At 70.4% G+C, this 22683-nt stretch carries 26 protein-coding genes and 1 pseudogene; 13 read left to right on the top strand and 14 right to left on the bottom strand.

The genetic code is table 11. The annotated features are described in order from the left end of the window. Window positions 1-27: 27 nt before the first annotated feature. From HJD23_RS23040 to HJD23_RS23055, 4 genes are all read left to right on the top strand, one after another. Complete coding sequence (locus HJD23_RS23040) at window positions 28-303, top strand: ubiquitin-like small modifier protein 1 (RefSeq protein WP_141312348.1); 276 nt, start codon at window positions 28-30, stop codon at window positions 301-303. A 439-nt stretch (window positions 304-742) separates the two neighbouring features. Further along, window positions 743-949 carry a cold-shock protein gene (locus HJD23_RS23045; RefSeq protein WP_019057200.1) on the top strand — a complete coding sequence of 69 codons (207 nt, stop codon included), beginning with the start codon at window positions 743-745 and terminating at the stop codon, window positions 947-949. A gap of 361 nt (window positions 950-1310) precedes the next feature. Continuing rightward, a complete protein-coding gene (groL, locus tag HJD23_RS23050; RefSeq protein WP_171107140.1) occupies window positions 1311-2933 on the top strand; it encodes a chaperonin GroEL in 1623 nt (540 codons plus the stop codon). A gap of 220 nt (window positions 2934-3153) precedes the next feature. Then, entirely contained in the window at window positions 3154-4281 is a 1128-nt protein-coding gene (locus HJD23_RS23055; protein WP_171107139.1) for an NADH:flavin oxidoreductase, read from the top strand. Between the two features lie 117 nt (window positions 4282-4398). Here the strand turns inward: HJD23_RS23055 and HJD23_RS23060 are convergent, their stop codons facing one another. Further along, a complete protein-coding gene (locus HJD23_RS23060) occupies window positions 4399-4968 on the bottom strand; it encodes a hypothetical protein (RefSeq protein WP_171107138.1) in 570 nt (189 codons plus the stop codon). Between the two features lie 55 nt (window positions 4969-5023). On the opposite strand from HJD23_RS23060, the gene HJD23_RS23065 reads away from it, so the two are divergent. Further along, the gene (locus HJD23_RS23065) at window positions 5024-5689 is read left to right on the top strand and encodes a class I SAM-dependent methyltransferase (protein ID WP_171107137.1); all 666 of its coding nucleotides are present in this window, start codon (window positions 5024-5026) and stop codon (window positions 5687-5689) included. A 9-nt stretch (window positions 5690-5698) separates the two neighbouring features. On the opposite strand, the gene HJD23_RS23070 is transcribed toward HJD23_RS23065, so the two are convergent. From HJD23_RS23070 to HJD23_RS23080, 3 genes are all read right to left on the bottom strand, one after another. Beyond that, window positions 5699-5935 (bottom strand): helix-turn-helix domain-containing protein, encoded by a 237-nt coding sequence (locus tag HJD23_RS23070; RefSeq protein WP_171107136.1) that lies wholly within the window; start codon window positions 5933-5935, stop codon window positions 5699-5701. 330 nt (window positions 5936-6265) lie between these two features. Continuing rightward, the gene (locus tag HJD23_RS23075; RefSeq protein ID WP_171107134.1) at window positions 6266-6754 is read right to left on the bottom strand and encodes a hypothetical protein; all 489 of its coding nucleotides are present in this window, start codon (window positions 6752-6754) and stop codon (window positions 6266-6268) included. Between the two features lie 9 nt (window positions 6755-6763). Next, window positions 6764-8224 carry a helix-turn-helix domain-containing protein gene (locus HJD23_RS23080; protein ID WP_171107131.1) on the bottom strand — a complete coding sequence of 487 codons (1461 nt, stop codon included), beginning with the start codon at window positions 8222-8224 and terminating at the stop codon, window positions 6764-6766. 200 nt (window positions 8225-8424) lie between these two features. On the opposite strand from HJD23_RS23080, the gene HJD23_RS23085 reads away from it, so the two are divergent. From HJD23_RS23085 to HJD23_RS23095, 3 genes are all read left to right on the top strand, one after another. Then, a complete protein-coding gene (locus HJD23_RS23085) occupies window positions 8425-8958 on the top strand; it encodes a hypothetical protein (RefSeq protein WP_197972534.1) in 534 nt (177 codons plus the stop codon). Between the two features lie 371 nt (window positions 8959-9329). Beyond that, window positions 9330-9830: a hypothetical protein gene (locus HJD23_RS23090; RefSeq protein ID WP_171107130.1), complete on the top strand. Its 501-nt coding sequence runs from the start codon at window positions 9330-9332 to the stop codon at window positions 9828-9830. A 95-nt stretch (window positions 9831-9925) separates the two neighbouring features. Next, the gene (locus HJD23_RS23095; RefSeq protein WP_171107128.1) at window positions 9926-10582 is read left to right on the top strand and encodes a class I SAM-dependent methyltransferase; all 657 of its coding nucleotides are present in this window, start codon (window positions 9926-9928) and stop codon (window positions 10580-10582) included. 2 nt (window positions 10583-10584) lie between these two features. Here the strand turns inward: HJD23_RS23095 and HJD23_RS23100 are convergent, their stop codons facing one another. Then, window positions 10585-10854 carry a hypothetical protein gene (locus HJD23_RS23100; protein WP_171107126.1) on the bottom strand — a complete coding sequence of 90 codons (270 nt, stop codon included), beginning with the start codon at window positions 10852-10854 and terminating at the stop codon, window positions 10585-10587. Window positions 10855-10946: 92 nt separating this feature from the next. Here HJD23_RS23100 and HJD23_RS23105 point away from each other — a divergent pair, with 92 nt between their 5' ends. Further along, window positions 10947-11402 (top strand): PP2C family protein-serine/threonine phosphatase, encoded by a 456-nt coding sequence (locus HJD23_RS23105; protein ID WP_232107691.1) that lies wholly within the window; start codon window positions 10947-10949, stop codon window positions 11400-11402. Window positions 11403-11580: 178 nt separating this feature from the next. On the opposite strand, the gene HJD23_RS23110 is transcribed toward HJD23_RS23105, so the two are convergent. The 3 genes from HJD23_RS23110 to HJD23_RS23120 form a co-directional block, all read right to left on the bottom strand. Then, window positions 11581-12111 carry a putative immunity protein gene (locus tag HJD23_RS23110; RefSeq protein ID WP_171107124.1) on the bottom strand — a complete coding sequence of 177 codons (531 nt, stop codon included), beginning with the start codon at window positions 12109-12111 and terminating at the stop codon, window positions 11581-11583. Between the two features lie 120 nt (window positions 12112-12231). After that, window positions 12232-13167, bottom strand: a complete 936-nt coding sequence (murQ, locus tag HJD23_RS23115) for an N-acetylmuramic acid 6-phosphate etherase (protein ID WP_171107122.1) — start codon at window positions 13165-13167, stop codon at window positions 12232-12234. Between the two features lie 91 nt (window positions 13168-13258). Beyond that, a complete protein-coding gene (locus tag HJD23_RS23120) occupies window positions 13259-14143 on the bottom strand; it encodes a MurR/RpiR family transcriptional regulator (RefSeq protein ID WP_171111299.1) in 885 nt (294 codons plus the stop codon). A gap of 127 nt (window positions 14144-14270) precedes the next feature. Here HJD23_RS23120 and HJD23_RS23125 point away from each other — a divergent pair, with 127 nt between their 5' ends. Continuing rightward, window positions 14271-14654 (top strand): hypothetical protein, encoded by a 384-nt coding sequence (locus tag HJD23_RS23125; protein ID WP_171107120.1) that lies wholly within the window; start codon window positions 14271-14273, stop codon window positions 14652-14654. Beyond that, window positions 14651-14926: a DUF4031 domain-containing protein gene (locus HJD23_RS23130; RefSeq protein ID WP_171107118.1), complete on the top strand. Its 276-nt coding sequence runs from the start codon at window positions 14651-14653 to the stop codon at window positions 14924-14926. Before HJD23_RS23125 ends, HJD23_RS23130 begins: the two co-directional genes overlap by 4 nt. On the opposite strand, the pseudogene HJD23_RS23135 reads toward HJD23_RS23130, so the two are convergent. The 4 genes and pseudogenes from HJD23_RS23135 to HJD23_RS23150 form a co-directional block, all read right to left on the bottom strand. Next, a pseudogene (locus tag HJD23_RS23135) lies at window positions 14912-15412 on the bottom strand (GNAT family N-acetyltransferase); the annotation flags it as partial. The gene HJD23_RS23130 and the pseudogene HJD23_RS23135 overlap by 15 nt on opposite strands. Before the next feature lie 34 nt (window positions 15413-15446). Beyond that, complete coding sequence (locus HJD23_RS23140; RefSeq protein WP_171107117.1) at window positions 15447-15746, bottom strand: hypothetical protein; 300 nt, start codon at window positions 15744-15746, stop codon at window positions 15447-15449. Further along, a complete protein-coding gene (locus tag HJD23_RS23145) occupies window positions 15743-16039 on the bottom strand; it encodes a hypothetical protein (RefSeq protein ID WP_171107116.1) in 297 nt (98 codons plus the stop codon). Before HJD23_RS23145 ends, HJD23_RS23140 begins: the two co-directional genes overlap by 4 nt. Window positions 16040-16095: 56 nt before the next feature. Then, complete coding sequence (locus tag HJD23_RS23150; RefSeq protein WP_171107115.1) at window positions 16096-16758, bottom strand: hypothetical protein; 663 nt, start codon at window positions 16756-16758, stop codon at window positions 16096-16098. 29 nt (window positions 16759-16787) lie between these two features. Between HJD23_RS23150 and HJD23_RS23155 the strand changes: the two genes are divergently transcribed. Both HJD23_RS23155 and HJD23_RS23160 read left to right on the top strand, forming a co-directional pair. Then, the gene (locus tag HJD23_RS23155; RefSeq protein ID WP_171107114.1) at window positions 16788-17465 is read left to right on the top strand and encodes a maleylpyruvate isomerase family mycothiol-dependent enzyme; all 678 of its coding nucleotides are present in this window, start codon (window positions 16788-16790) and stop codon (window positions 17463-17465) included. Window positions 17466-17641: 176 nt separating this feature from the next. Further along, window positions 17642-18334: a copper homeostasis protein CutC gene (locus HJD23_RS23160; RefSeq protein WP_171107113.1), complete on the top strand. Its 693-nt coding sequence runs from the start codon at window positions 17642-17644 to the stop codon at window positions 18332-18334. Between the two features lie 18 nt (window positions 18335-18352). On the opposite strand, the gene HJD23_RS23165 is transcribed toward HJD23_RS23160, so the two are convergent. Together HJD23_RS23165 and HJD23_RS23170 are read right to left on the bottom strand one after the other, a co-directional pair. Continuing rightward, window positions 18353-22180, bottom strand: coding sequence for a WD40 repeat domain-containing protein (locus HJD23_RS23165; protein WP_171107112.1), 3828 nt, complete (start codon window positions 22178-22180; stop codon window positions 18353-18355). Next, window positions 22177-22548 (bottom strand): hypothetical protein, encoded by a 372-nt coding sequence (locus tag HJD23_RS23170; protein ID WP_171107110.1) that lies wholly within the window; start codon window positions 22546-22548, stop codon window positions 22177-22179. Before HJD23_RS23170 ends, HJD23_RS23165 begins: the two co-directional genes overlap by 4 nt. Window positions 22549-22683 lie beyond the last annotated feature (135 nt).

Consider the following 22683-nt stretch of genomic DNA (forward strand, 5'->3'; position numbering starts at 1 on the left):
GCAAACCTGACCGGAGGTCACAGACATATGAGCGTCACCGTTCGCATCCCCACCATCCTGCGTACCTACACCGGCGGCCAGGCCGAGGTCTCCGCCGAGGGGGCGACCCTCGGTGAGGTGATCGCCGATCTGGAGAAGAACCACACCGGGATCGCCGCCCGGGTCCTGGACGACCAGGGCAAGCTGCGGCGGTTCGTCAATGTGTACGTCAATGACGACGACGTCCGCTTCGAGCAGGGGCTGGAGACGGCCACCCCGGACGGTGCCGGCGTGTCGATCATTCCGGCCGTGGCCGGCGGCTGAAACGCTCGTGCGTTACCTTGAGTAACGTCGGTTACTCCATGTGCATCGAATTGCCCCCTCCGTGAGAGAAGCGGAGGGGGCAATTCAGTGTGGTTGAGCGCGGTAGAGTTGGGGAACGCGTCGCGGATCGACATGCCGGACGCATATGAGTACCGGCTCCGCTGCGATGAGAAGTAGCCAAAGTGTGTGGCTGTTTTGCGCCGTTCATTCCTTTTGTGGGGCCCGACTTGCCCTGAATCCGGGTGAATTCTCCCTAAATTCCCGACCGTCCGCGCCCAGATTTCTCGTCCGATTGACCTGTTGCAGACGGCAGTTGGACAGATACATTCAGCCGCGGTCGACGCGTTCCGGCGCACGCCCCCAATCAATGGGGGGTGAGGTCTGACCCGGATCCGCGAAGTGTGGATCTGTGCAAGGGCCAGTAATAGGGGAGTTAGGCATGGCTCAGGGCACCGTCAAGTGGTTCAACGCGGAGAAGGGGTACGGCTTCATCGCGGTCGACGGTGGTGCGGATGTTTTCGTCCACTACAGCGCGATCCAGATGGACGGATACCGCACCCTGGAAGAGGGCCAGCGGGTCGATTTCGAGATCTCGCAGGGCCAGAAGGGGCCGCAGGCGGACATGGTCCGGCTCGCGACCAGCTGAAGCACGCGCCGACTGCAGCGACGTTCTTCTGTTCATCTTCGAAGGGCTCGCACCTCCCGGGGTGCGAGCCCTTCGGTCTGCCCGGAGGTCGGTCGGCCTCAGTCCGTAGGACCCGCTTGCGCCCACCCGTCGCCCGACCACCACCCCTCGACGGGCCCGCTTCGCGGGCGCACCTTGCACTCAGCATGCCCGAGTGCTAATCATTGGCGTTAGCACTCTGAAGGTGAGAGTGACAAAGAAGGACCGGGTCGGTGAGGCCGCAAGCCGGGTGGGGCAAGGAACCACGAGGCGTGCGAGCCGTCCGTCGCGGGCGCCAGCGCGGTCCGGAGCAATCCACCCCAGTCCGGGAGGACCACTTCACATGGCCAAGATCATCGCGTTCGACGAGGAGGCGCGGCGGGGCCTCGAGCGCGGCATGAACCAGCTCGCGGACGCCGTCAAGGTGACCCTCGGCCCCAAGGGCCGCAACGTCGTCCTTGAGAAGAAGTGGGGCGCCCCCACGATCACCAACGACGGTGTCTCCATCGCCAAGGAGATCGAGCTGGAGGACCCGTACGAGAAGATCGGCGCCGAGCTGGTCAAGGAAGTCGCCAAGAAGACGGACGACGTCGCCGGTGACGGTACGACCACCGCGACCGTCCTCGCCCAGGCCCTGGTCAAGGAGGGTCTGCGCAACGTAGCCGCCGGTGCCAACCCGATGGCCCTGAAGCGCGGTATCGAGAAGGCCGTCGAGGCCGTCTCCGGTGCGCTGCTCGACCAGGCCAAGGAGGTCGAGACCAAGGAGCAGATCGCCTCCACGGCCTCCATCTCCGCCGCCGACACCCAGATCGGCGAGCTGATCGCCGAGGCCATGGACAAGGTCGGCAAGGAAGGCGTCATCACCGTCGAGGAGTCCCAGACCTTCGGTCTGGAGCTGGAGCTCACCGAGGGTATGCGCTTCGACAAGGGCTACATCTCGGCGTACTTCGCCACCGACATGGAGCGCATGGAGGCGGTCCTCGAGGACCCGTACATCCTCATCGCCAACTCCAAGGTCTCCAACGTCAAGGACCTGCTCCCGCTGCTGGAGAAGGTCATGCAGTCGGGCAAGCCGCTGCTGATCATCGCCGAGGACGTCGAGGGCGAGGCCCTGTCGACCCTGGTCGTCAACAAGATCCGCGGCACCTTCAAGTCCGTCGCCGTCAAGGCCCCGGGCTTCGGTGACCGCCGCAAGGCCATGCTCGGCGACATCGCCATCCTCACGGGCGGCGAGGTCATCTCCGAGGAGGTCGGCCTCAAGCTGGAGAACGCGACCCTGGACCTCCTGGGCCGCGCCCGCAAGGTCGTCATCACCAAGGACGAGACCACCATCGTCGACGGCGCCGGCTCCGCCGACCAGGTCGCCGGCCGGGTCAACCAGATCCGCGCCGAGATCGAGAACAGCGACTCGGACTACGACCGCGAGAAGCTCCAGGAGCGTCTGGCGAAGCTGGCCGGCGGCGTGGCCGTCATCAAGGCCGGTGCCGCCACCGAGGTCGAGCTCAAGGAGCGCAAGCACCGCATCGAGGACGCCGTTCGCAACGCGAAGGCGGCCGTCGAGGAGGGCATCGTCGCCGGTGGTGGCGTGGCCCTGCTCCAGGCCTCCCAGGTGTTCGAGAAGCTGGAGCTGGAGGGTGACGAGGCGACCGGCGCCCAGGCCGTGAAGCTCGCCCTGGAGGCCCCGCTGAAGCAGATCGCCGTCAACGCCGGCCTCGAGGGCGGCGTCGTGGTGGAGAAGGTGCGCAACCTGACCCCGGGCCACGGCCTGAACGCCGCGACCGGCGAGTACGTCGACCTGGTCAAGGAAGGGATCATCGACCCGGCGAAGGTGACCCGTTCCGCCCTGCAGAACGCCGCCTCCATCGCCGCGCTCTTCCTCACCACCGAGGCCGTCATCGCCGACAAGCCGGAGAAGGCCGCCGCGCCTGCCGGTGGCGGCATGCCGGGCGGTGACATGGACTTCTGATCCTTCCGAGGATCGGACCCGTCCGTCAGTACCGAGGGCGGCACTCCCTGGAGACAGGGGGTGCCGCCCTCGGGCGTGTCCGGGATCACACAGGAGGCCGGGAGGGGGCGGAATGCGGTGGCCCGACGAGGCAGTTAATGCTGTGCAAGTATGCACACGCATTCATTGTCCCCATCATCGGCTGTTCCGCCCATCGTCGGCCATCCCGAGGAGCCCCCACGTGACCGTCACCGCGTCCTCCGTCTCCCGAGCGACCCAGGTCCTCGCCCGCCCCTTCACCGTCGGCGGTCTGACCGTCCCGAACCGCATCGTGATGGCGCCGATGACCCGCAAGTTCTCCCCGGGCGGCATCCCGGGTGCGGATGTGGCGTCGTACTACTCCCGTCGTGCCGGAGCGGGCGTCGGTCTGATCGTCACCGAGGGCACCTACATCGGCCACGAGTCCGCCGGGGAGAGTGACGCCGTTCCGCGCTTCCACGGCCAGGAGCAGCTGGCCGGGTGGGCGAAGGTCGCCGAGGAGGTGCACGCGGCCGGCGGGAAGATCGTCCCCCAGCTGTGGCACATCGGCATGGTGCGCAAGCAGGGCGCCCCGCCCGTTCCCGAGGCCCCGGCGGTCGGTCCGTCCGGGCTGCGGCTGGACGGCACCGAGGGCACCGGCAGGGCGATGACCCAGCAGGACCTGGACGATGTCGTCGCGGCCTTCGCCGAGGCGGCCGCCGCGGCCGAGCGGATCGGCTTCGACGGGGTCGAGCTGCACGGCGCCCACGGCTACCTCATCGACCAGTTCCTGTGGGCCGGCACCAACCGCCGTACGGACGCCTACGGCGGTGACCCGGTCGCCCGTGCCAAGTTCGCGGCGGAGATCGTGGCCGCCGTACGCGCGGCGGTCTCGCCGGACTTCCCCGTGATCTTCCGCTACTCGCAGTGGAAGCAGGAGGCTTACGACGCGAAGCTCGCCGAGACCCCGGAGGAGCTGGAGGCGATCCTCGCCCCGCTCGCGGCGGCCGGCGTCGACGCCTTCCACGCCTCCACGCGCCGCTACTGGCTGCCGGAGTTCGAGGGCTCGGACCTCAACCTCGCGGGCTGGACCAAGAAGCTCACCGGCAAGACCGCCATCACGGTCGGGTCCGTGGGCCTGGACGGGGAGTTCCTCAAGGCGTTCCAGGGCGAGGGCGCCGGGGTGGGCAGCATCGACGACCTGCTCGACCGGCTGGAGCGCGACGAGTTCGACCTGGTGGCCGTGGGGCGGGCGCTGCTGCAGGACCCGCAGTGGGCGGCGAAGGTGCTCGCGGGCCGGTTCGACGAGCTGGCGCCGTACGACGCGGCGTCGCTCGGGTCGCTGAGCTGAGCGTCGTACGCGGCTGAGCTGAGCGTCGTACGAGGGGCGGTATCCGGATGACCCGGGTGCGCACAAGGAACAGCAGGCAACAGCAGGCGCAGCAGGCACAGCCGGCCTGGCCGCCGATCAAAGATTCCCCATCGGTTCGATGTCGATCCGCACCGGCGTCCCCCACACCCGCAGCACCTCGTAGTCGGTGAACTCGTGCACGAGCCGATACGCCATCGCAGGCCGCGAACCGCGCCGCTGGGCCGCCAGATACAGCTCGGCCTCCCGCCGGTCCCGGCGCGGGGTGCCGCACAACTGCCACTCCTGCCCGTTCCACAGCTCCGGCAGCCACCGCTGCTGGGGCTGCGGCCGGTCACCGCGCACGCCGTACCGGGACGGCGCGGACTCGGTGGGCGGGCCGGGCGCGGCCGGTCCGTTGAACTCGGCACGCCGGGCGGCGCGTCGCCGGGTCTCGCACAGCAGACACAGGTCGGGCGCGCTCTCGTCGACGGGCCCCGTCGGATGCTCGGCGCAGCGGGTGCTGGGCGCGGCGGTGGTGACGCTCTCCTCCAGCAGGTCGAGCGCCCGCCGCAGATCGGCCTTGACCTCGTGCAGCCGGGCGTCCGGGGTGTCGCCGGTGAGGGCATCACCGTGCTCGCCGAGCAGCCGGAGGGCCCGCCCCAGGGCGGTGAGCTGGGCATGATTCATGATGAGTTGCCTATGGCCCTTCCTTACTGACGACAGCCTGCGATCGTACGGAGCAATGGTGGACGAACACGAGCTGGGGGACGAACAGCGTGCGCACTGGCAGGAGGTGTACACAGCCCACCCCGGTATGTACGGCGAACAACCGTCCACGGCGGCACTCCACGCGGCGGCAGTCTTCCGCACCGCCGGAGCCCGGAACGTCCTCGAACTGGGCGCGGGCCACGGCCGCGACGCCCTGTACTTCGCCCGCGAGGGCCTCACGGTCCACGCGACGGACTTCAGCGCGACGGCCCTTGACCAGCTCCGGAAGGCCGCGGGCGAGCAGGGCATACAGGACCGGGTGACCTGCGAAGTCCAGGACGTGCGACAGCCGTTGGCTCTGCCGGACGCCTCGGTGGACGGGGTCTTCGCCCACATGCTGCTGTGCATGGCGCTGACCACGCAGGAACTCCACACCCTGCTCGCCGAGATCCACCGGGTCCTGCGCCCGGGCGGCACCCTCGTCTACACCGTCCGCCACACCGGCGACGCCCACTACGGCACCGGAATCCCCCACGGAGACGACATCTGGGAACACGGCGGCTTCGCGGTCCACTTCTTCTCACGCGAACTGGTGAACGCCCTCGCGGAGGGGTGGGAACTGGACGAGGTCCATGCTTTCGAGGAAGGCGAGCTGCCGCGCCGCCTGTGGCGGGTGACACAGCGGGTGCCGCTGGAGTGAGACTTGGATTCAGGCGGCCGTATGCGCGACGAACGCCACTTCCTCGCGGTCGTCGTCCAAGGCGATGTTCAGGGTCGAGTCCATGGCCAGGGCCAGGCGCCGCAGCAGCGGCAGAGTCGGTACGGTGTCGGCGCCTTCGAGGCGGGAGATCTTCGCCTGAGTGAGCCCGGCCCGCTCGGCGAGCTGCGCCTGGGAAGAACAGCCACTCGCCAATCCGGCCCGCCTCACCCGAAACCGCGCCCCCATCCACAACCGCAAGCCGCTCAGCCCACCCGGCGTGCATGCGAGACGCTGACGCGCACCCCCAGCCCCGGCCGACCACCCGGCCCACCCGTACGGCCGTCACCGTCGGCCACCCGCGTTTCCGGGCCGCCCGCTCGCTTCTTCCCCGTGCTTCCGCGGCCCGGGTCAAGGGTCGGCCGCAGGCCGATCGCCGCCAGGCGACGCGCAGCGACAGCGAAGCGCCCTTGAGGCGGGCCGGGGAAGCACGACACTGCCAAGGAAGCGGGCGGCCCCACGGCCACTTGGAAGATGAGGGGTCTCGACCACGCACCTCGACCGCGCCGAAGCCTGCGCTCACCCCACCCGAGACGCACCCTCCGGCCACACCACGTCGACCGGCAGCCCCGCGTCCCGAGCTTCGATGACGGTGTCCGCCGTGCCACCCCCCTTGCCGCTCGGCGGCTCGCCGTTCCAGACGGCGACCAGACGATCGGCGCGCCGGAGAAGCGTGCGGTTGGCGTCCTCGTACGCCGCCCGGTTCGCGGCCTCGTGGGGAAGCACCAGCACCTCGTCCGCGGCCTCGACGAGCCGATCGAACGTCTCGGCGTGATCGGGCTTGACCTTGTTCTGCCGATAGTCCTGCGAGGGAATGACGCCCACGAGGCGCCCGCCAAGCTCCAGCACAACCTCGGCGAACAACGAGTCCGAGCCCTTGGCGAGGCAAGAGACACCGGTCAGCCCGCCACCGGCGTACGGCTTGAGCGTCTCACGCAGGGCATCGCGCACCAGCGCAACGCTGGCCTCGGTCAGATCCATGTGCCCGGTAACGGCGATGGTGGTCACGTTGCTCCCTCAACTCGACAGGACTTCGCGGATCCGACTCCGCGCCTCGCCGACCGTACGCGATGACGACCGGCCCACGGTGTAGGGATAGAGCTGGTTGAGCTGAGCCCGTACACGCGTGGACTGGGTACGAGCAGCGGCATCGACGGCGAGATGTGTGTAGGCAACCGCATCGGACACGTCACCCATCAGAAAGTGGCACTCGGCGAGCCCGATCAGGTCCAGTGCGTAGCTGCGGCCGGCTTCTGCGCCGCGGGTCGCGAGTGCGCTCCGGATGTGTTCAGCGGCGGCGTCGGCATGCTGCTGTGGGTCGTGGCGAGCCATGTCCAGCAGGCGGCCGCCCGTGACGCCAGCCAGCTCGGCTTCGTCGAAGTACGCGATCCAGTACGGTCCTTCATCTGCTTTGGCCTCCGCCAGGGCCTCGGTTGCCTCATTAGTGGCACGCCGGAACGCGGCTGAGCGGCCCATCGCCGCGTACGCCCAGGCCGCTCGAGTGTGGAGCATCGCCCGCACCCGTGGCCCCGACGACTTGCCCGCGCCTTTCTGCGCGAGATGGACGAGTTCAAGCGCGTCTTGCGGCTGGTCCCGGTACAGCATCTGCCGCGCCATGCCGGCGAGTACGTTTGCGCCGAATGCCGCGTCGCCGCCTGCGTGGGCCGCTCGTAGCGCGAGCATGTAGTAGCTCTGAGCCCGCTTCTGAAGTCCCGAATCCCAGGCCATTGTTGCGGCCGTACCCGCTAGTTGCGCCATCACCCGGAACAAGCCTTGCTCGACTTCTGGTGCCTGGTGTTCTTCGAGGTGTTCGGCGACCTCATTGAGCTGCCCGACAACCGCCTTGCGGCGCAGGCCCCCTCCGAAGCGATGGTCCCATGCTCGGAAGGCGCGTGCCGTGGACTCCAGTTCCTGGACCTCGCGATGACCAATGCGGCCTCGGCGTTGCGCCGGTGCCACCGCTGGAGCCGACTGGAGCCAGCCCTCCAGGTCGTCGAGCAGTGCAGCGCCGGACAGTGCGGCTCCGGCGAGGGCGCGCGTAGCGGCACGGCGGTCCATCACGAGGTCGCTCCTGGTCAGCTCTGCGGTCAAGTGCACGGTCGTCTCGGGACGCCAGGACGCGTCACTTGAGGACTGTACGGCTGAGGGCTGTACGGCCGGGGGCGTCACCGCGTCTGGAGCGTTGGGCTGTCCTTCCCAGGGACGGTCGGCGAGCCCGACCATACGCCCAGGAATGCGCAGCCCGTCCGCGATGCGGCAGATCACGTCGAAGCTGGTCACCTGCTGCTGCCCGCTGATGATCGTGCTCACCTTGCCGGGGGTGAGCTGACAGGCCGATGCGATCCGGTTCTGTGACAGACCTCCCCACTTCTTGATCAGAGCGAACGCTGCGGCGAAGTCATGCTCTGCCAAAGCTCGCTTCACGTCGTCTCTGCTGAGGACCTCGGGTGCGAGCGGACCGGGGGTGGTGGAGTCCATGGGGGACCAACTCCCAGAGGATCGTCTGCACTTCGTCGCGCCGTGCCGAACCAGTAACGAGGGTATTCCCGCTGCGGTAACCCCCGTCGGTCATACCGCAGTTGTGAGCAGGCGGCGACGCTCGATGAGTGAGCAAACCAAACCCCGGCGACCGCGCGAACGGCCCCGGGGCATGGCCGACACTGGGAAGGAGCGTCGACATGGCAGAGATTACGGCCCTCGGAGAGACCCGCACATCCCCGTCTCACCTGGCAGCCGGGGATGCGGTTGCCGAGTGGCTGGCCTCCGCACACCCGTCGCCGAGTGCGGTGCGGCGCGAGTGGGAAAGCGCCGCCAAACTTGCGTTGATCCCGCTCGGCAGCGCATTTGCGGCCGTCCGCCTCCCGTACCGCATCGTCCACGCCGCCGTAGAAAGCGACGACACATACGTCGTACACGGTCGGCTCGCTCAGTACCTGCACGGCGGCCCGGTCATCCACGACCCCGGCTTCTGCCGCTACTACGCGCTTGTGCCGCCGGGCACTGCGGATGCCTGGCCAGCACCGGTCGTTGAGTGCCTGGGAGCCGGCACGTACTTGGGTGTGCCGTCCACTGACCGCACTGAGTTCGACGACTCGGCACGCAGCGCGTACTGGTTGGTGCCCATGACTCGTCCGGGCCGTCTCTGCCAGGCGGCCGACGTGGTGACCCTCGTGATGCTGGGCGGCTGCCTGTCTGAGGACGACGAGTCGTGAGTGCGGCCAGGACAGACGCTCCGCCGAAGTCACCGGAATGCATGCTGGCGCAGCGCCCGGCATACGAGGGGCTGCACAGCCATTGCCGCCAGACAGAGGACATCCCGCTGCCCGGAGCCACCGGCATCCTGCTCCAGCCCCGCTGCGGCTGCGCGTGTCACGCCTACAACGCGCCCCACGTCTGATACCGCTCCCAGCGACACGGGCATCGGCGACCGCAGGGTCAGAGTCGCCCACAGAACGCCTGCTTCGTCGGGCGGCCCCGCGGCCACCGACGGGCGGAATTCCAGCCCCCGCCCCAAGGCCCGACCTGGACAGATGGAGCCCTGGGGCGCATCACCGGTATGCACGAAACCCCGAAGGGAAGGTTCATGACGGTTGCACTCGAACGACCCGCGAGTACTCGTACGCGGGACCCGAAGGAACTCCTGAACGCGGTCGCTCCACACGTCACAGAGCTGACCGTGAACGTCTTCGACGCCGGCATGAGCATCTGGGACCGCGAGATCGCTCTGCTCCTGCGCGATCACACGATGGTCCGTGACATGGCGGAGCGTGTCCTCGGTAATGCAGTCATGTACACCATCGGCAGCATCGAGCATCCCGAAGTGCACTTGGGCGTCGGGAAGCTCGTTGATATCGGTGTCCACCAACTGATCCTCGACACACCGGTCTGGTTCGGTATCTGCCGCCTCTACAACGGCGGCCGCTACAAGCACCATGCCCCGTTCATCGAGCGCCGCCGCGACGGCCTGTGCCTGCGCACCGCCGAGTTCCTGCAGTCCATCGGCTTCGCCGTCGACGAGGAACTCTGGGCAATCGACGGTGCCGACTGCTCGCCGTGCGACAACAAAGTCCCCGACAGCCACTGAGCCACCCCAGCCACCCCGCTACATTCGCTCCCGCCCTCAGTTCCCCCGGAGGGCGGGAGTCTCCGCATCCTGACGCGACCCAGAAGGAACGCGCTGTGCCAGTACCGCACGACATCGCCGCCGAGACGGAACTGTGGGACACCTTCGCCGAATCCGCGTTCCGGCAGGATGCTCAGCCCGCTTTCTGCTGGACCCAGTACCCCGGACACGGCCCGGGTCCCGAGTTGCTCGGCGATCCGCGCAGCGTGCTGGAGATCGGATGCGGCACCGGGCGCGCCCTGGCGTACCTGGCCGGGCAGGGCATTCGGGCGCAGGGTGTGGATCTGTCATCCGTGATGGTCGGGAAGTGCACCGAGCGGTGGGCGGACACCGGCGCGGCCTTCGTACGCGGGGAGGTCCTGGACTACCTCGCTGCCTGTGCGGATTCCTTCGACGCCATCTACTCCATCTTCGGCGCGGCGTGGTTCACCGACCCGAACCGCCTCTTCCCCCTCGTGCGGGCGCGACTGAACGACGGCGGCGTCTTCGTCTTCTCCCACCCGCCGGCCATCCCCGGTGCGTACGGCCCGCAGGGCATGTACAAGGGCGGATTCGCCGGCAAGGCCATGTTCACGTACCGCTACAGCTACCGCCCGGCCGTCTGGGAACGGCTCCTGATCCGCGCCGGATTCGCCTCAGCGCACGCGACGGTCCTCGACGCCCCGCAGCCGGACCACATTGGCACGCTGATCGTCCGGGCCGAGGTCCACTAGAACTACGGGTTGGTCTCGGGGGCACGTAACGGAAGGCCAAGTACCTGTCGAGTGTCGGCGTCGATCTCGGCTCCGGCGGCCTCCGAGTGACGTATGCCGTTGTAGACCAGGTCCCACAACTGCTGGTTGGCCTCCAGCAGTCCGAAGGGAAGTGTGAGGCGCTGCTTGTTCGGTCCGACGAGCCGTAGTGCCGGGCCTCGCAGCGAGTTTCTGACGCTGATCGCGCGCAGTTCGTAGAGGGGCAGCTCGGTGCCGTCGCCGTCGGAGTCCACCTCGGCGATGGCACGAGCGCCGGCGCGCAGTACGACGGCTGCGCAGCGCCGTACGGGCCTTCGCCGCAGTAGGCCATACGCCCGGCGATGTGATGGCGGGCGTCAACCGGACCCTCATCGACCTCGACCCCGGGCTGCTGGCCAGCTGCTGCTGCATCCACCTCGAACCCCACGGCCACCACGCCTACGCCGTCACCGCCGGCCACCTCCCACCCCTGCTCCGCCGTCCCGACGCGACGACCGACACCCTGGAACTGGACGTCGGCCCGCTCCTCGGTGTGGATCGCGCAAGCGCCTATCCGGCAACCCGGATCGACCTCCCGCCAGGGTCCGTCCTCGCCCTCTACACCGACGGACTGGTCGAAGAACGCGGCGCTGACATCGACGTGGGGATCGACGGCCTGCGGGCATCCCTGGCCCACGCCCTTGCGGACTCACTGGACGAACTCGCCGACCGGCTGCTGCACAACGCCCAGGACTCCCCGTACCGAGCCGACGACATCGCCCTGCTGCTCACCGAGTTCGGTTCCCGTCACGTGCCGAGATGACACCTGATCACGGCGTCATTCTCACTGACTCTCATGCTGGTCCAGCCGGCGGTCCGCGAAGGGGACAACGTCTTCGAGATCCTCGTCGACGTGACCGCCTATGCCGCTCAACCGCTCCCAAAGACCGGGCTGAGGATTCCGGATCCACCCCACCGTGGCGGCCGTACGTCGTCCTCGGTCAGGTACGGAGAGCCGCGTCGAGATCGCGGACGAACTCTCCCACGCGCCCGCCTCCGGGAGGTGCGGCGGGCAGGCGGCCGAGCACCTCGGTGACCGCTGCCGGTGCGTGCTGACCCGCCCATTCGAGGGTCCCCGCGGCTACGCGCTCGTCCTCTCCGGACAGCTCTTCCGCTCGTGCCGCATGCGCCGCCGCGCCGAGAAGGTGTTTCACCTGGTGAGCGCTCGCCTTGGGATGGAGGTAGGCAGCGGCGGCCGCATGACTTGCCGCTCGTGCCGCGTCGACCGCGGCGGGTTCGGTGGCCTCTTGTGCCGCTTTGTACGCCGCCCAGGCGCGCTGCCGCAGGGCGGCCGTGCGTCGGCCGCCCCCTGCGAACGCGTCCGCGGCATCGATCGCCTCGCGAGGGCGCGTGTCCGCAGGGTGACTCCGTTCAAAGAGCGACAGCACCCGGCGCGCGCAGTCTGCGGCATAGCCCGCGATGTGTCGGAGTTCGTGTTCGCTCAGCTCTATCTCGGCCGACTCAGGGGGCATGGGCCCAATACTGCCGCAGGACACACCGGTTGTTGCTCCGTGCTCCGTCACCATGGGGCCGAGCCCCCAGTGATGACCCGCTCATCAGCAGGGTCCGTGCGCACGCCCCGACGCTGCCGGTCAGCGAGCCGCTGCCCCGAGTGCCGCGCGCAGATGGCCGCCGGACTCCTCCAGGAGGCGGGCGGCCGTGTCGCCGTCCACCCCGCCGACGATCGTCAGGATGGCCGCCTTGACCTCGCCGTCGGTGGCGACGAGGGCCCGTTCGATCTCCTCGTCGGACGCGCCCGTGGCCAGGGCGACGATACGGCGGGACCGGGCGCGCAGCTTGTCGTTCGAGGCGCGTACGTCGACCATGAGGTTCCCGTACGTCTTGCCCAGCCGGATCATCGTGATCGTCGAGAGCATGTTGAGGACCAGCTTCTGAGCCGTGCCCGCCTTCAGGCGGGTGGAGCCGGTGAGCAACTCCGGGCCGACGACGATCTCGATGCCGTGGTCGGCGGCGGCCGCGAGGGCGCTGTGTGCGTTGCAGGCCAGGCCGACGGTCAGGGCGCCGCGCGCGCGGGCGTGTTCGACGGCGGCGACGGCGTACGGGGTGCGGCCGGAGGCGGAGACGCCGACCACCGTGTCGTCGGGGGTCAGCCGCAGGGCGTCGAGGTCCTGCCGGGCGAGGTCACCCGAGTCCTCGGCACCCTCGACCGAGGTGACCATGGCCTCCGGGCCGCCCGCGATCAGGCCCACGACCCGGGTGGGGTCGGTGTTGAAGGTGGGCGGGCACTCGGAGGCGTCCAGCACGCCCAGGCGGCCCGCGGTACCGGCGCCGGCGTAGACGAGTCGGCCGCCGCGGGCCATCCGGGCGGCGATGTCGTCGATCGCCGCGGCGATCTGCGGCAGCCGCTGGGCGACGGCGGCGGGTACGAGGGCGTCCTCGCCGTTCATCAGCTGCGCGATCTCCAGGGTGGGCAGCCGGTCGATCTCGGCCAGCTCGGGCCGGAACGCCTCGGTGGTCAGGCACTCCAACTGGGCTTGCACTTCACGGGGGTCGGAGGTGGAGGTCATGGAGAAGCGGCTCTTTTCGATGTCTGTTCAACGTCTTCTTTGTGCGGGTCGGATCGCGCCCGAAGGGACGTACAGCGCATCCGGCCCCGCGCTACCTGGGCCCACTCCGATGCCGATGAGCCAACGCCTCGTACGAAGCGGCCAGCGCGGGCGCCGCCGTCTCGTACGTCCGCTGCGCCACCCCCACGAACAGACAGTCCACCACCAGCAACTGACTGGTCCGCGACGACATCGCCGCGGGCCGCAGCTCGCTCTCCCGAGCCGTGGACGTCGTCAGCACATGGTCGGCGTACTGCGCGACGGGCCCGTCCGGGCGGCCGGTGATCGCCACGGTCGTGGCGCCGTGCTCGAAGGCCACTCGCAGCGGCTCGATGACATCCCCCGTCGACCCCGAGTGCGTGATCGCGACGGCGACATCGCCCGCCCGCAGTTGCACGGCGTTGGTGACGGCCAGGTGGGGGTCACTGTGCGCGTGGGCTATGAGCCCTATGCGCAGCAGCTTCTGGGTGAGATCCTGCGCGACCAGACCGGACGCGCCGATGCCGTACACGTCGGTGCGCCGGGCGGCGGCGAGTGCCGTGACCGCCGCGCCGAGCTGCGCGGTGTCGAGTCCGGCCGCAGTGTCGGCGAGGGTCTGCTGTTCGTCGTAGGCGAGCTTGGCGACGACGTCGGCGATCGGGTCGTCGACCGCGATGTCCGTCGTGATGGCGGGGGCGCGCCCGGACTGCTGCTGGGCGGCGAGGCCGGCGAGGGCGAGGCGCAGGTCGCGGTAGCCGGGGTAGCCGAGGAGGCGGGCGGTGCGGACGACGGTCGCCTCGCTGGTGCCGGTGAGCTCGGCGAGGCCGGTGACCGTGAGGGCCGCGCAGCCGGCCGGGTCGTGCGCCACGGCCTCGGCGACGCGCTGCATGGAGCGGGTCATGGACGGGGCGAGCGTACGCACCTTGGCGGCGAGGGCGGCGGGCGCGGGCGGGGCGATGCGGGGCCCGTCGGCACTGCCCGAAGCCCTGCCCGAGACACTGCCGAAAGTTTTCTTCACGTCACCGGTCACAGGTGAAAGCTATTTTCGGCTCGGCGGTGTGGTCAAGAGTGCGCACAATAGGGGCATGGACCCCATCAGCCCCCTGGAGCAGGCACTGCACGCGGCCCGCGCCCTCGTGCTCGCCGACCTCGTCGCGGGCCGCGTCGCCGAGGCGGACGTCGTCTCGCTGGTCGAGGAGTCCGTCGTACAGCGACGCTGGTGGGTCGAACAGTGGCCGGACGGCGTGGAGTACGTCGCCGGGCTGATCGCCCAGGACGTGCAGGACGCCCTGCTGGAGCGCTACGGCCGCTGGCCCCTCTGCCCCGTCTGCGGCTCCGGCGACCCGCATGCCCTGGACGTCGAACCGGAACTCGGTTCCGACCCGCACTGGGTGTGCCACAAGGCCGGCGTGAAGGTCGCGGCGGTCGGCTCCCTGGGCACGTGCTCGGGCGGGCCGCCTTCCTCGTGACCATCTACATCGACCCGCCGACCTGGCCCGGCCACGGCCGCATGTGGTCGCATCTCGTCAGCGATGCCTCGTACGACGAACTCCACGCATTCGCCGAGGAGCTGGGCGTCCCGCGCCGCGCCTTCGAACGGGACCACTACGACATCCCGTCCCACCGCTACGCCGACGCGGTCGCCGCCGGCGCGGTGGAGGTCAGCAGCCGGGAAGTGGTGCGGCTGTTGCAGGGGGCGGGGTTGCGCAGGCCGAAGGGGCGGGCCTCAGGACCGCCGTAGCTCGTAGGCCACCTGGTCGTCGTCGCCGTCGTCGTTCCCGCTCACCCGTACGAAACCGGCCCGTTCCACCACCCTTTGCGACGGTACGTTGTCCCGCTCCACCGTCGCGAACAGGGACCGTACGTCCTCCCGGGCCAGGGCCCAGTCCGCCAACGCCCGCAGGGCCTCGGTGGCGTAGCCGTGGCCGCGGGCCGGCTCGGTGAGGTCGTAGCCGATCTCCGCGCGGCCGTCCTCGTCGGGGGCGCCGTGGAAGCCCATACCGCCGATCGCGCGGCCGTCCTCCCGGCGTACCAGGACGAAGAGGCCGAACTCCGGGCGGTGCACGCCCGACTCGTACGCCTTCACCGCCATCCCCGCCGCCTCACGGGTGCCCTCGAACGGGCCGCCCTCGACCCACACGAACCCGCCGTCGCCGCCCGCCGCGAGGTCGGCGGCCGCGCGGGGGGTGACGCCTTCCAGGGTCAGGCGGTCGGCGGGTATGCGGACAATAGGGGCGTTCACGGAGTCGCTGACGAGGGGCCTAGGCATTCTCGCTCCTGCCATCGTCCGGTACGACGGACACGATCGCGGCGGTGGGCGGTGCGGGGCGGGGCACATAGACGTAGGTCACGGACAGGGCCGGGCAGTCGACGCCGGCCTCGATGCGTGTCACCCAGACTTCCTCGCCCGGACCCATGACGCGGACGCGTCGCCCCAAGCCCGGCGTCCGCTCCAGCTCTTCGCGCAGGCTCTCGACGGCTGATGCGGCAGCAGGGCCGAGCAGGTCCAGTCGTTTGCGGGCGGTGTGCGTGATCTCCACGAAGGCCACGGGCTCGGTCAACTGCCGGCCTTCCGCTTGAGGGACCGGGCCAGTTCTACGCCTTCGAGGAGGGACGCCTCGAAGTCGGGGTCGCAGCGGGTCAGTACGTGCCCCCGGTATGTGGCGATCAGCTCGGACACCTCGTGCAGGTCCGTGAAGTCGACGCGGTTCAGCGTGGCGGCCAGCTCGGCTTCGAGGCGGGCGAGGTCGCCCGGGAAGCCCAGTCCGGCGGCAAGGGCGGCCCGTACCTCGCCGAGCGTCCGCATGGGCGGTGGCTCGACGGGCGCTTGCGCCTGGAGGGTCTGTTCACTCACGGAGCGTGGTCCTTCCTGTGGGGCCCGGCCGTCGTATGACGCTACTCCGGCCGGGGTCATTGCGTCAGCAGGTTCAGCTCGGAGGTGATGTTGTAGCGGGCCGTCGCCTCCCAGTGCTCCGCGCCGTACGGGGTGCGGAACAGGTGGGGCAGGGCGAGCAGGTCGCGCAGGACGGTGGAGCGGCCCGTGCGGAAGGCGTCGTTGGGGACGAAGCCGTATTCCTCGCGGACGGCGGCCGTGTAGGCGGCGTACTTCGACGGCGGCGAGGCGAGGATCGCGAGGTCGGCGTCGCACAGGACCTGGCCGTTGCGGTCGTCGTCGGCCGGGGCGTGGCCCGCGGTGAGCCGGACGAGGCGGGCGACCTCGGCGGTCTTCGTGGCGGACACCCCGGCCTCGGGGAGCGCGCGTTCGGCGAGCCGGGCCGAGCGTTCCTCGTTCTCGGAGCGGTCGGGGAGATAGACCGCGTCGTGGAACCAGGCGGCGAGGCGGACGAGGTCGGCGTCGTCGGCGTACTGCTCCAGTACGTCGATGTGGTCGAGGACCGCAGTGAGGTGGGCGAGCGTGTGGTAGTGCCGCTGCGGCTCCTGCCAGCGGGCGATCAGGTTGTCGGCGTACGGGGCCGGGTCGGGGCCGCCCTCGGGGGCTCGGGCGGCTTCCAGCGTCCGGACGAAGCGGGTGCGGAGGGCGTTGAGGGCGTTGAGGGTGTTGGGATCGGGCATGTCGTCAATTCTGGCCTTAGCTTGGGGGCATGACTTCTGCTGACGTGCACGGCGAGGTACGGGACCCGGAGCTGCCGGGGCGGCTGCTGGTGGTGGAGCGGGATCAGCTGATCCCCTGGTTGCGGGGGCGGACGGACGCGGACTTCGCGACGCCGACGGACGCGTGTCCGGGGTGGACGGTGCGGGATGTGCTGGCGCACTGTTCGTCGGCGCTGATGCGGGCGGTCGAAGGGCGGTTCGAGGAGGGGGTGTTCTCGCCCGAGGCGAACGACCGGGACATCGCCGAGCGCGCCGACTGGACGAACGCGCAGGTCGTCGACGAGCTGGAACGGGGGATGACCGAGGCCGGCCCGGTGATCGCCAAGGCGGGCGGCGCGCTGGACGGGCTGGCGCTGGGGGAGTGGGTGCACGCGGGGGATGTGCGCGAGGCGCTCGGGGCGCCGGGGGCGTACGCCGGGGTGGGGCTGCCGTACGCGCTCGATCTGCTGGCCCGGATCACGCGGGAGCGGGGGCATGTGCCGTTGCATGCCGACCTCGACGACGTCGACGAGCCGCTGCGGTTCGGGGACGCGAGCGGGGAGCGGACGCCGGGGCGGTACATCGGGGACGCGCCGACGCTCGTACGGCTCTACGCGGGGCGGCCGGTGGACGCGGCGGGGTTCGAGCTGGCGGGGGTGCAGGTGGGGGAGCTGAACATCTTCGGGTGAGTTGAAGCTCTTCGAGGTGCGCCGAACATCTTCGGCTGAGCGATGCGCTTCCGGCCCCGGTGCCGGTACGACGCCGTCTCGCGGGCTCGATCCCGGCGGGCGTACCCTGATATTGGACTAGACCTGTAGCCGCTTCGGGGAATGCCCAAGAGGGGAACGCCCAAGAAAGGGGTGCCATGAGCACGCGTGCAGTCCTGGAGGTGATCGCCCTCGACGCCGAGGACGCGGTCGCCGCCCAGGCCGGAGGCGCGGATCGCCTCGAACTGGTCACCGACATGGCGGCGGACGGGCTGACGCCCTCCGTCGAGACCTTCGTCGCGATCCGGGCCGCCGTCGACATTCCGCTGCGCGTGATGCTGCGGCTGGCGGACGGGTTCGCGGCGGGGGACGTGGCGCGGCTCGTCGAGGTGGCGGGGCGGATGCGGGAGGCCGGGGCCGAGGAGTTCGTGCTCGGGTTCCTCGATGCCGACGGCGGGGTGGATCTGGATGCCGTGGAGCGGGTGGCCGGCGTGCTGGACGGGTGCCGGTGGACGTTCCACCGCGCGATCGACCGGGCGGCGGATCGGGACGCGCTGCGGAAGTCGCTGGACGGGGTGCCGGGGCTGGACACGTATCTGACGGCGGGCTCTGCGGCAGGTGTGGACGACGGGCTCCCCACGCTGCTCGCGGAGGCGGCGCGGTGCGGGGAGCCGGGGTACGAGCAGTGCGTCTTGGTGGGCGGGGGGCTACGGCTGGACCACGTGCCGACGCTGCGGGCCGCCGGCGTCGACGGGTTTCACATCGGCGGCGCGGCGCGGCCGGACGGCTGGGCGGGGCCGGTGTCGGCGTCGGCCGTCGGGGAGTGGCGGCGAGCGGTCGGCGGGACCTGACCTGCGGGGCCGTCCGTCTCATCGGTGATTGCACGGTGGGTCGTAGTCCAGTTGCGGGATGTACTGCTGCCAGAGCTCGGGTGTCAGCAGGTTCCCGGTGGCCCGGCACACATGGGCGGTGGCGCTCCGGACGGACAGTGGCAGGATGTGCACGGTGGCCTCGCCGGCGCCGATGAAGAGGAAGCGGCCGTCGGGGGAGAACGTGATGTCGTTGACGTAGTCCGTGACACCGGTCAGCGGCAGACCGTGGGCCCGGGCGTGACCCTGCTTGTCGACGTCCCACAGCCGGAGCGTCTTGTCGAAACTGCCGCTGACCAGGGTTCGCCCGTCCGGGCTGAAGGCCAGGGTGTAGACGGTGTCCTTGTGGCCGGTCAGGCGCGGGCCCGCCGGTGCGGGGCGGGTGCGGTCGGCGAAGTTCCACAGGCGGATCGCGGCGTCGTTGCCGGAGGTGGCGAGCGTCCGGCCGTCCGGGCTGAATGCGAGCCCCACGACTCGGTCCGGACTGGCCTGCAGAGGTTCGCCCAGCGGAGCCGGGCGTGCGGGCTCGGCGATGTCCCACAGGCGGAGGGTGCCGTCCTCGGTCACGGCGGCGAGCGTGCGGCCGTCCGGGCTGACGGCCACGCGCCACACCTCACCTGCGGCGGTCTTCAACGGTGGTCCGAGGGGCAGCGGACGGGACGGATCTGATACGTCCCACAGCGCGATCGTGCCGTCGCCGTTGCTGCCTGCCATGGTGCGTCCGTCGGGGGTGAACCGGACGTCCGTAAAGTTTCCCCGCGAGTTGCGGAGTGGCTTGCCGAGCGGTCTGGGCGCGGCCGGTTCGGTGACGTCCCACAGTCGGACGTCCGTGCCGGCCGCGACGCCCAGGGTCCTGCGATCCGGGCTGAAGGCGACGGCGTTGACGAACGGTGTGCTGCCGCGGATCGACGCGCTGACCGGGCGGGCGGCGGTCGGGTCGCCGATGTCCCAGAGCCGGACGGTGTTGTCCTCGGAGCCCGAGGCGAGCAGCCGGCCGCCGGGACTCACGTCCACGGTGTCGACGTAACTCGTGTGTCCGCTCAGGATCGTGCGCGGGATCGTCCACAGCCGTACGGCGTGGTCGGCGCCGGCGCTGGCCAGCATGGTGCCCTTCGGGTGGAAGGCCAGCGCCCGCACAGGGCCGGAATGGCCGTTCAGAGCCTGGGTGAGATCCTTGACGTCGCCCGGATCCGTCACGTTGTCGAGCCAGATCGTGTTGTCGTCCCCGCCGTAGGCCATGAGGTGGCCCCTACGGGAGAAGGCGACGGTGTTGACGACGTTGTTGCTCTCCCGAGCAGCACGTGGGACCGGCTTGGCGGGGTTCCCGACGTCCCACAGGTGGGCCGCCTGGTCGCTGCCTGCCGCGGCCAGCGTGCGGCTGTCCGGGCTGAAGGCGACCGCCTGGGCGAAGCCCGGGAGCCCGGCCCGGAAGGCGATGTCGGGTGTCCGCCCGACGGGCGTCGGCTTCCGATGGTCCGTCACCTTCCACAACCGCACCGTCCCATCGTTCCCGGCGCTCGCCAGCAGCTTACCGTCCGGACTGAAGGCCACCCCGTTCACTTCGTCCGCGGAGGCAGGCAGGGGCTTGGAGAGGGCGCGCGGGCGCGCGGGGTCGGTGATCTCCCACAGGTGGACGCGGCCGTCGCCGCCAGCCGCAGCGAGGGCCTCCCCGTCCGGGCTGAAGGCGAGCGCCTTCAGGGCCCCGGTCCCTGCACGGGCGGCGGAGCCCAGGACTTTCGGGCGGCGGAGGTCGGCGAGGTTCCAAAGGCGTACCGTGCCGTCGTCGCCCGCACTGGCCAGCAGCTGTCCCCGAGGGCTGAACGCGAGCGCCCGCACCGGCCCCCGGAGGTCGGTCAGCGGGTCACCCAGCGCCACGGGGCCGCCCGCGCGGGCAGAACTCCACAACCGGATCGTGCCGTCGTCGTCTGCGCTGGCCAGCACGCCCCCGTCCGGGCTGAAGCCCACGGCGTTCACCCGGTCCGAGTGACCGGTCAGCACGGTGGCCAGCGGCACGTTCTGGACGCTGAGCAGCCGGGTCCTCGTCGAAGCCGCCGGAGACATCCGGTGCGCGACCAGATCCAGCTGGGCGGCCAGCGATGTGTCGGTCGCGCGCACCAGGTCGGCCTGCGCCCTGATCTCCCCGAGGATCGCCGCGTTCCGTTCCTGCTGGGCGGTGTCGCGCTGGTGGAAGGCGAGTGCGGCGGAGACCGCGGCGAGGACGGCCAGCGCCGTCAGCCCGGCGATGACCCCTTGGCGGATCCGGCGTGCGCGGTGCCGCTGCCGGAGCGAGGCAGCCAGGAACGCGGACACGACCGGACCGGGCCAGCCCGTACCCTCGTCGTCGGCCGACGCGCGGGCTTCCTCCAGACGGTGGCCCCGATACAGCAGCCCCGGGTCGCGATCGGCCTCCTGCCACGCCGCGGCAGCCTCCTCCAGCCGCTGGCGGACGACATACCGGGCCCGGTGGGCCTCGATCCACTGCCGCAGGCGCGGCCAGGCCCGCAGCAGCACCTCGTGGGTGATGGTCACGGTGTCCCGCTCCCGGGTCAGCAGCCGTCCCCGGGTGAACGTCTCCACGACCTTGGCCGTCTCACGGGAGCGCCCGCAGCGGTCCAGCAGTTCGGCGTACCGCGCCGGGCGGCGGGTGTCCTGGGTGCCGTCGCCGAACTTGACCAGGCGCAGGAACACGGACTGCGCCGTCCGCCGCGCCGGTGGGGCAAGCTGCTCGAAGCAGTGGTCCGCCGCGGCCGTCAAGCTGTGCGCGATGCCGCCCGTCGACTCGTAGCTGTCCACGGTCAGGACATGGCCCGACCGGCACAGCCAGGTGGCCCGCAACGCGTGGGCGAGCAGCGGAAGCCGCCCGATCTCGTAGGCGTCCTCCGCGTCCGATCCCGGACGTGCCGGGTCCGCCTCCGCCGCGCCGAGGTCGCGCAACAGAACCTGCACGAGGCCTGGTTCGACGTCCAGCCCGACCGCGCGGGCGGGATACAGGATCGCCTCCCGCACCCCGTCCCGGGACAGCGGGCCCACGATCACCTGGTGGCGTTCCACGGCTTCGAGGAGGCCCGGATGACCGGCGCAGTGGGTGTAGAAGTCCGAACGCAGGCCGAACACGACCAGGCCGACAGCCGGTTCGCCCCCGGGGCCCGGCTCCGCCAGGCGCAGCACCGCGTCCAGGAAGTCCCGTCGCTCCCGCTCGTCGGCGCTCAGCGTGAACAGCTCCTCCAACTGGTCCACGACCAGCACCAGACGGCGTTCCGCACCGCCCTCGCCATCACCCGCGGCGAGTGCGCGCCGCAGGACGGCAGGCGCCCACACCGGCTCGTCATCCAAATCTCCCGTTCCTGCGCTCACCACCTCCGACAGGCAGGTGCGCAGGGCCACCATCGGATGCGCGGTCGGCGTCAGCCACAGCCGGGGCCAGCGGGCCGAGCCCGGCAGGGCGCCCCGGGCGATCTCCGGTAGGAGCCCCGCCCTGAGCAGCGAGGACTTCCCGGCCCCGGAGGGCGCGACGACGACCAGCGCCCCTCCCATCGCCAGGCAGGCGTCCAGCTGGACCAGCAGCTTGGCCACCAGCGCGTCCCTGCCGAAGAACCACTGCGCCTGTTCCGCGCTGAACGCGGCCAGACCGGGATACGGGCACTCCTGGGACTCCGCTGAGGTGAGCACGCGCCGGGCCGTGCGCACGCCGTCCTCGTAGTGCAGGTGCAGATCACGCTCCGAGAGATACAGATCCCGGCGCGCCTGATAGATCCTGGCCCGGTCCGAGGCGTGCGCCTCCCATCGGATGGTCTCTCCGTGCGCGGGCCGTCCGCCGGCGGGACTCATGACTCGTGGATGATCTGGTCACGCCCGGCCTGGTACACCCGGCCATGTCCGGACGCCTCGGCCCGGAACTCGTGTGATCCGGTGCGGGGGCCGTCGTCGCGGCGCGTCAGCGGGGCGATCTCCTCGTTGATCAGCCGCCGCAGCTCGCCGCCCAGCGCGGGGTCGTCTCGCAGCAGCGCGGTCAGCCGGGAGCCCCAGGCCGCCACCAGCCGGGACTCCTCGGCCTCGTCGTTCGTCAGGCGGGCGGTCAGTACACGTTCCCGGGACTCGGCGAAGGCCGCGTCCACCCGGTTCGCCTGGCGGGGACGTACGCGTCGCCACCAAGCGACGAGGGTGGCCCTCACCTGCTGCCATCCGTCGGTGGTCATGGCCCCCACCAAGGCCGTGGCTGCCGACGATGCGAGTTCGTCCATCGTCCTCGACCTCGCTCGGTCGTGCCCTGTGACCAACGTACTCAGTGGGGGTCTTTTGGGGTAGTCTGCGGCAATTCGTTGAATCCCGAA

Origin of the sequence: Streptomyces sp. Z423-1, from assembly GCF_013009255.1 — a bacterium.
Classification (GTDB): Bacteria; Actinomycetota; Actinomycetes; order Streptomycetales; family Streptomycetaceae; genus Streptomyces; species Streptomyces gossypiisoli.

What these genes read in the sequence shown, in the direction of transcription:
- HJD23_RS23040 (WP_141312348.1), top strand. Translation starts at nt 28, where the DNA reads ATGAGCGTCACCGTTCGCATCCCCACCATCCTGCGTACCTACACCGGC.
- HJD23_RS23045 (WP_019057200.1), top strand. Translation starts at nt 743, where the DNA reads ATGGCTCAGGGCACCGTCAAGTGGTTCAACGCGGAGAAGGGGTACGGC.
- groL (WP_171107140.1), top strand. Translation starts at nt 1,311, where the DNA reads ATGGCCAAGATCATCGCGTTCGACGAGGAGGCGCGGCGGGGCCTCGAG.
- HJD23_RS23060 (WP_171107138.1), bottom strand. Translation starts at nt 4,968, where the DNA reads ATGAATCATGCCCAGCTCACCGCCCTGGGGCGGGCCCTCCGGCTGCTC.
- HJD23_RS23065 (WP_171107137.1), top strand. Translation starts at nt 5,024, where the DNA reads ATGGTGGACGAACACGAGCTGGGGGACGAACAGCGTGCGCACTGGCAG.
- HJD23_RS23070 (WP_171107136.1), bottom strand. Translation starts at nt 5,935, where the DNA reads ATGGGGGCGCGGTTTCGGGTGAGGCGGGCCGGATTGGCGAGTGGCTGT.
- HJD23_RS23080 (WP_171107131.1), bottom strand. Translation starts at nt 8,224, where the DNA reads ATGGACTCCACCACCCCCGGTCCGCTCGCACCCGAGGTCCTCAGCAGA.
- HJD23_RS23085 (WP_197972534.1), top strand. Translation starts at nt 8,425, where the DNA reads ATGGCAGAGATTACGGCCCTCGGAGAGACCCGCACATCCCCGTCTCAC.
- HJD23_RS23090 (WP_171107130.1), top strand. Translation starts at nt 9,330, where the DNA reads ATGACGGTTGCACTCGAACGACCCGCGAGTACTCGTACGCGGGACCCG.
- HJD23_RS23105 (WP_232107691.1), top strand. Translation starts at nt 10,947, where the DNA reads ATGGCGGGCGTCAACCGGACCCTCATCGACCTCGACCCCGGGCTGCTG.
- HJD23_RS23110 (WP_171107124.1), bottom strand. Translation starts at nt 12,111, where the DNA reads ATGCCCCCTGAGTCGGCCGAGATAGAGCTGAGCGAACACGAACTCCGA.
- murQ (WP_171107122.1), bottom strand. Translation starts at nt 13,167, where the DNA reads ATGACCTCCACCTCCGACCCCCGTGAAGTGCAAGCCCAGTTGGAGTGC.
- HJD23_RS23125 (WP_171107120.1), top strand. Translation starts at nt 14,271, where the DNA reads ATGGACCCCATCAGCCCCCTGGAGCAGGCACTGCACGCGGCCCGCGCC.
- HJD23_RS23150 (WP_171107115.1), bottom strand. Translation starts at nt 16,758, where the DNA reads ATGCCCGATCCCAACACCCTCAACGCCCTCAACGCCCTCCGCACCCGC.
- HJD23_RS23155 (WP_171107114.1), top strand. Translation starts at nt 16,788, where the DNA reads ATGACTTCTGCTGACGTGCACGGCGAGGTACGGGACCCGGAGCTGCCG.
- HJD23_RS23160 (WP_171107113.1), top strand. Translation starts at nt 17,642, where the DNA reads ATGAGCACGCGTGCAGTCCTGGAGGTGATCGCCCTCGACGCCGAGGAC.
- HJD23_RS23165 (WP_171107112.1), bottom strand. Translation starts at nt 22,180, where the DNA reads ATGAGTCCCGCCGGCGGACGGCCCGCGCACGGAGAGACCATCCGATGG.
- HJD23_RS23170 (WP_171107110.1), bottom strand. Translation starts at nt 22,548, where the DNA reads ATGACCACCGACGGATGGCAGCAGGTGAGGGCCACCCTCGTCGCTTGG.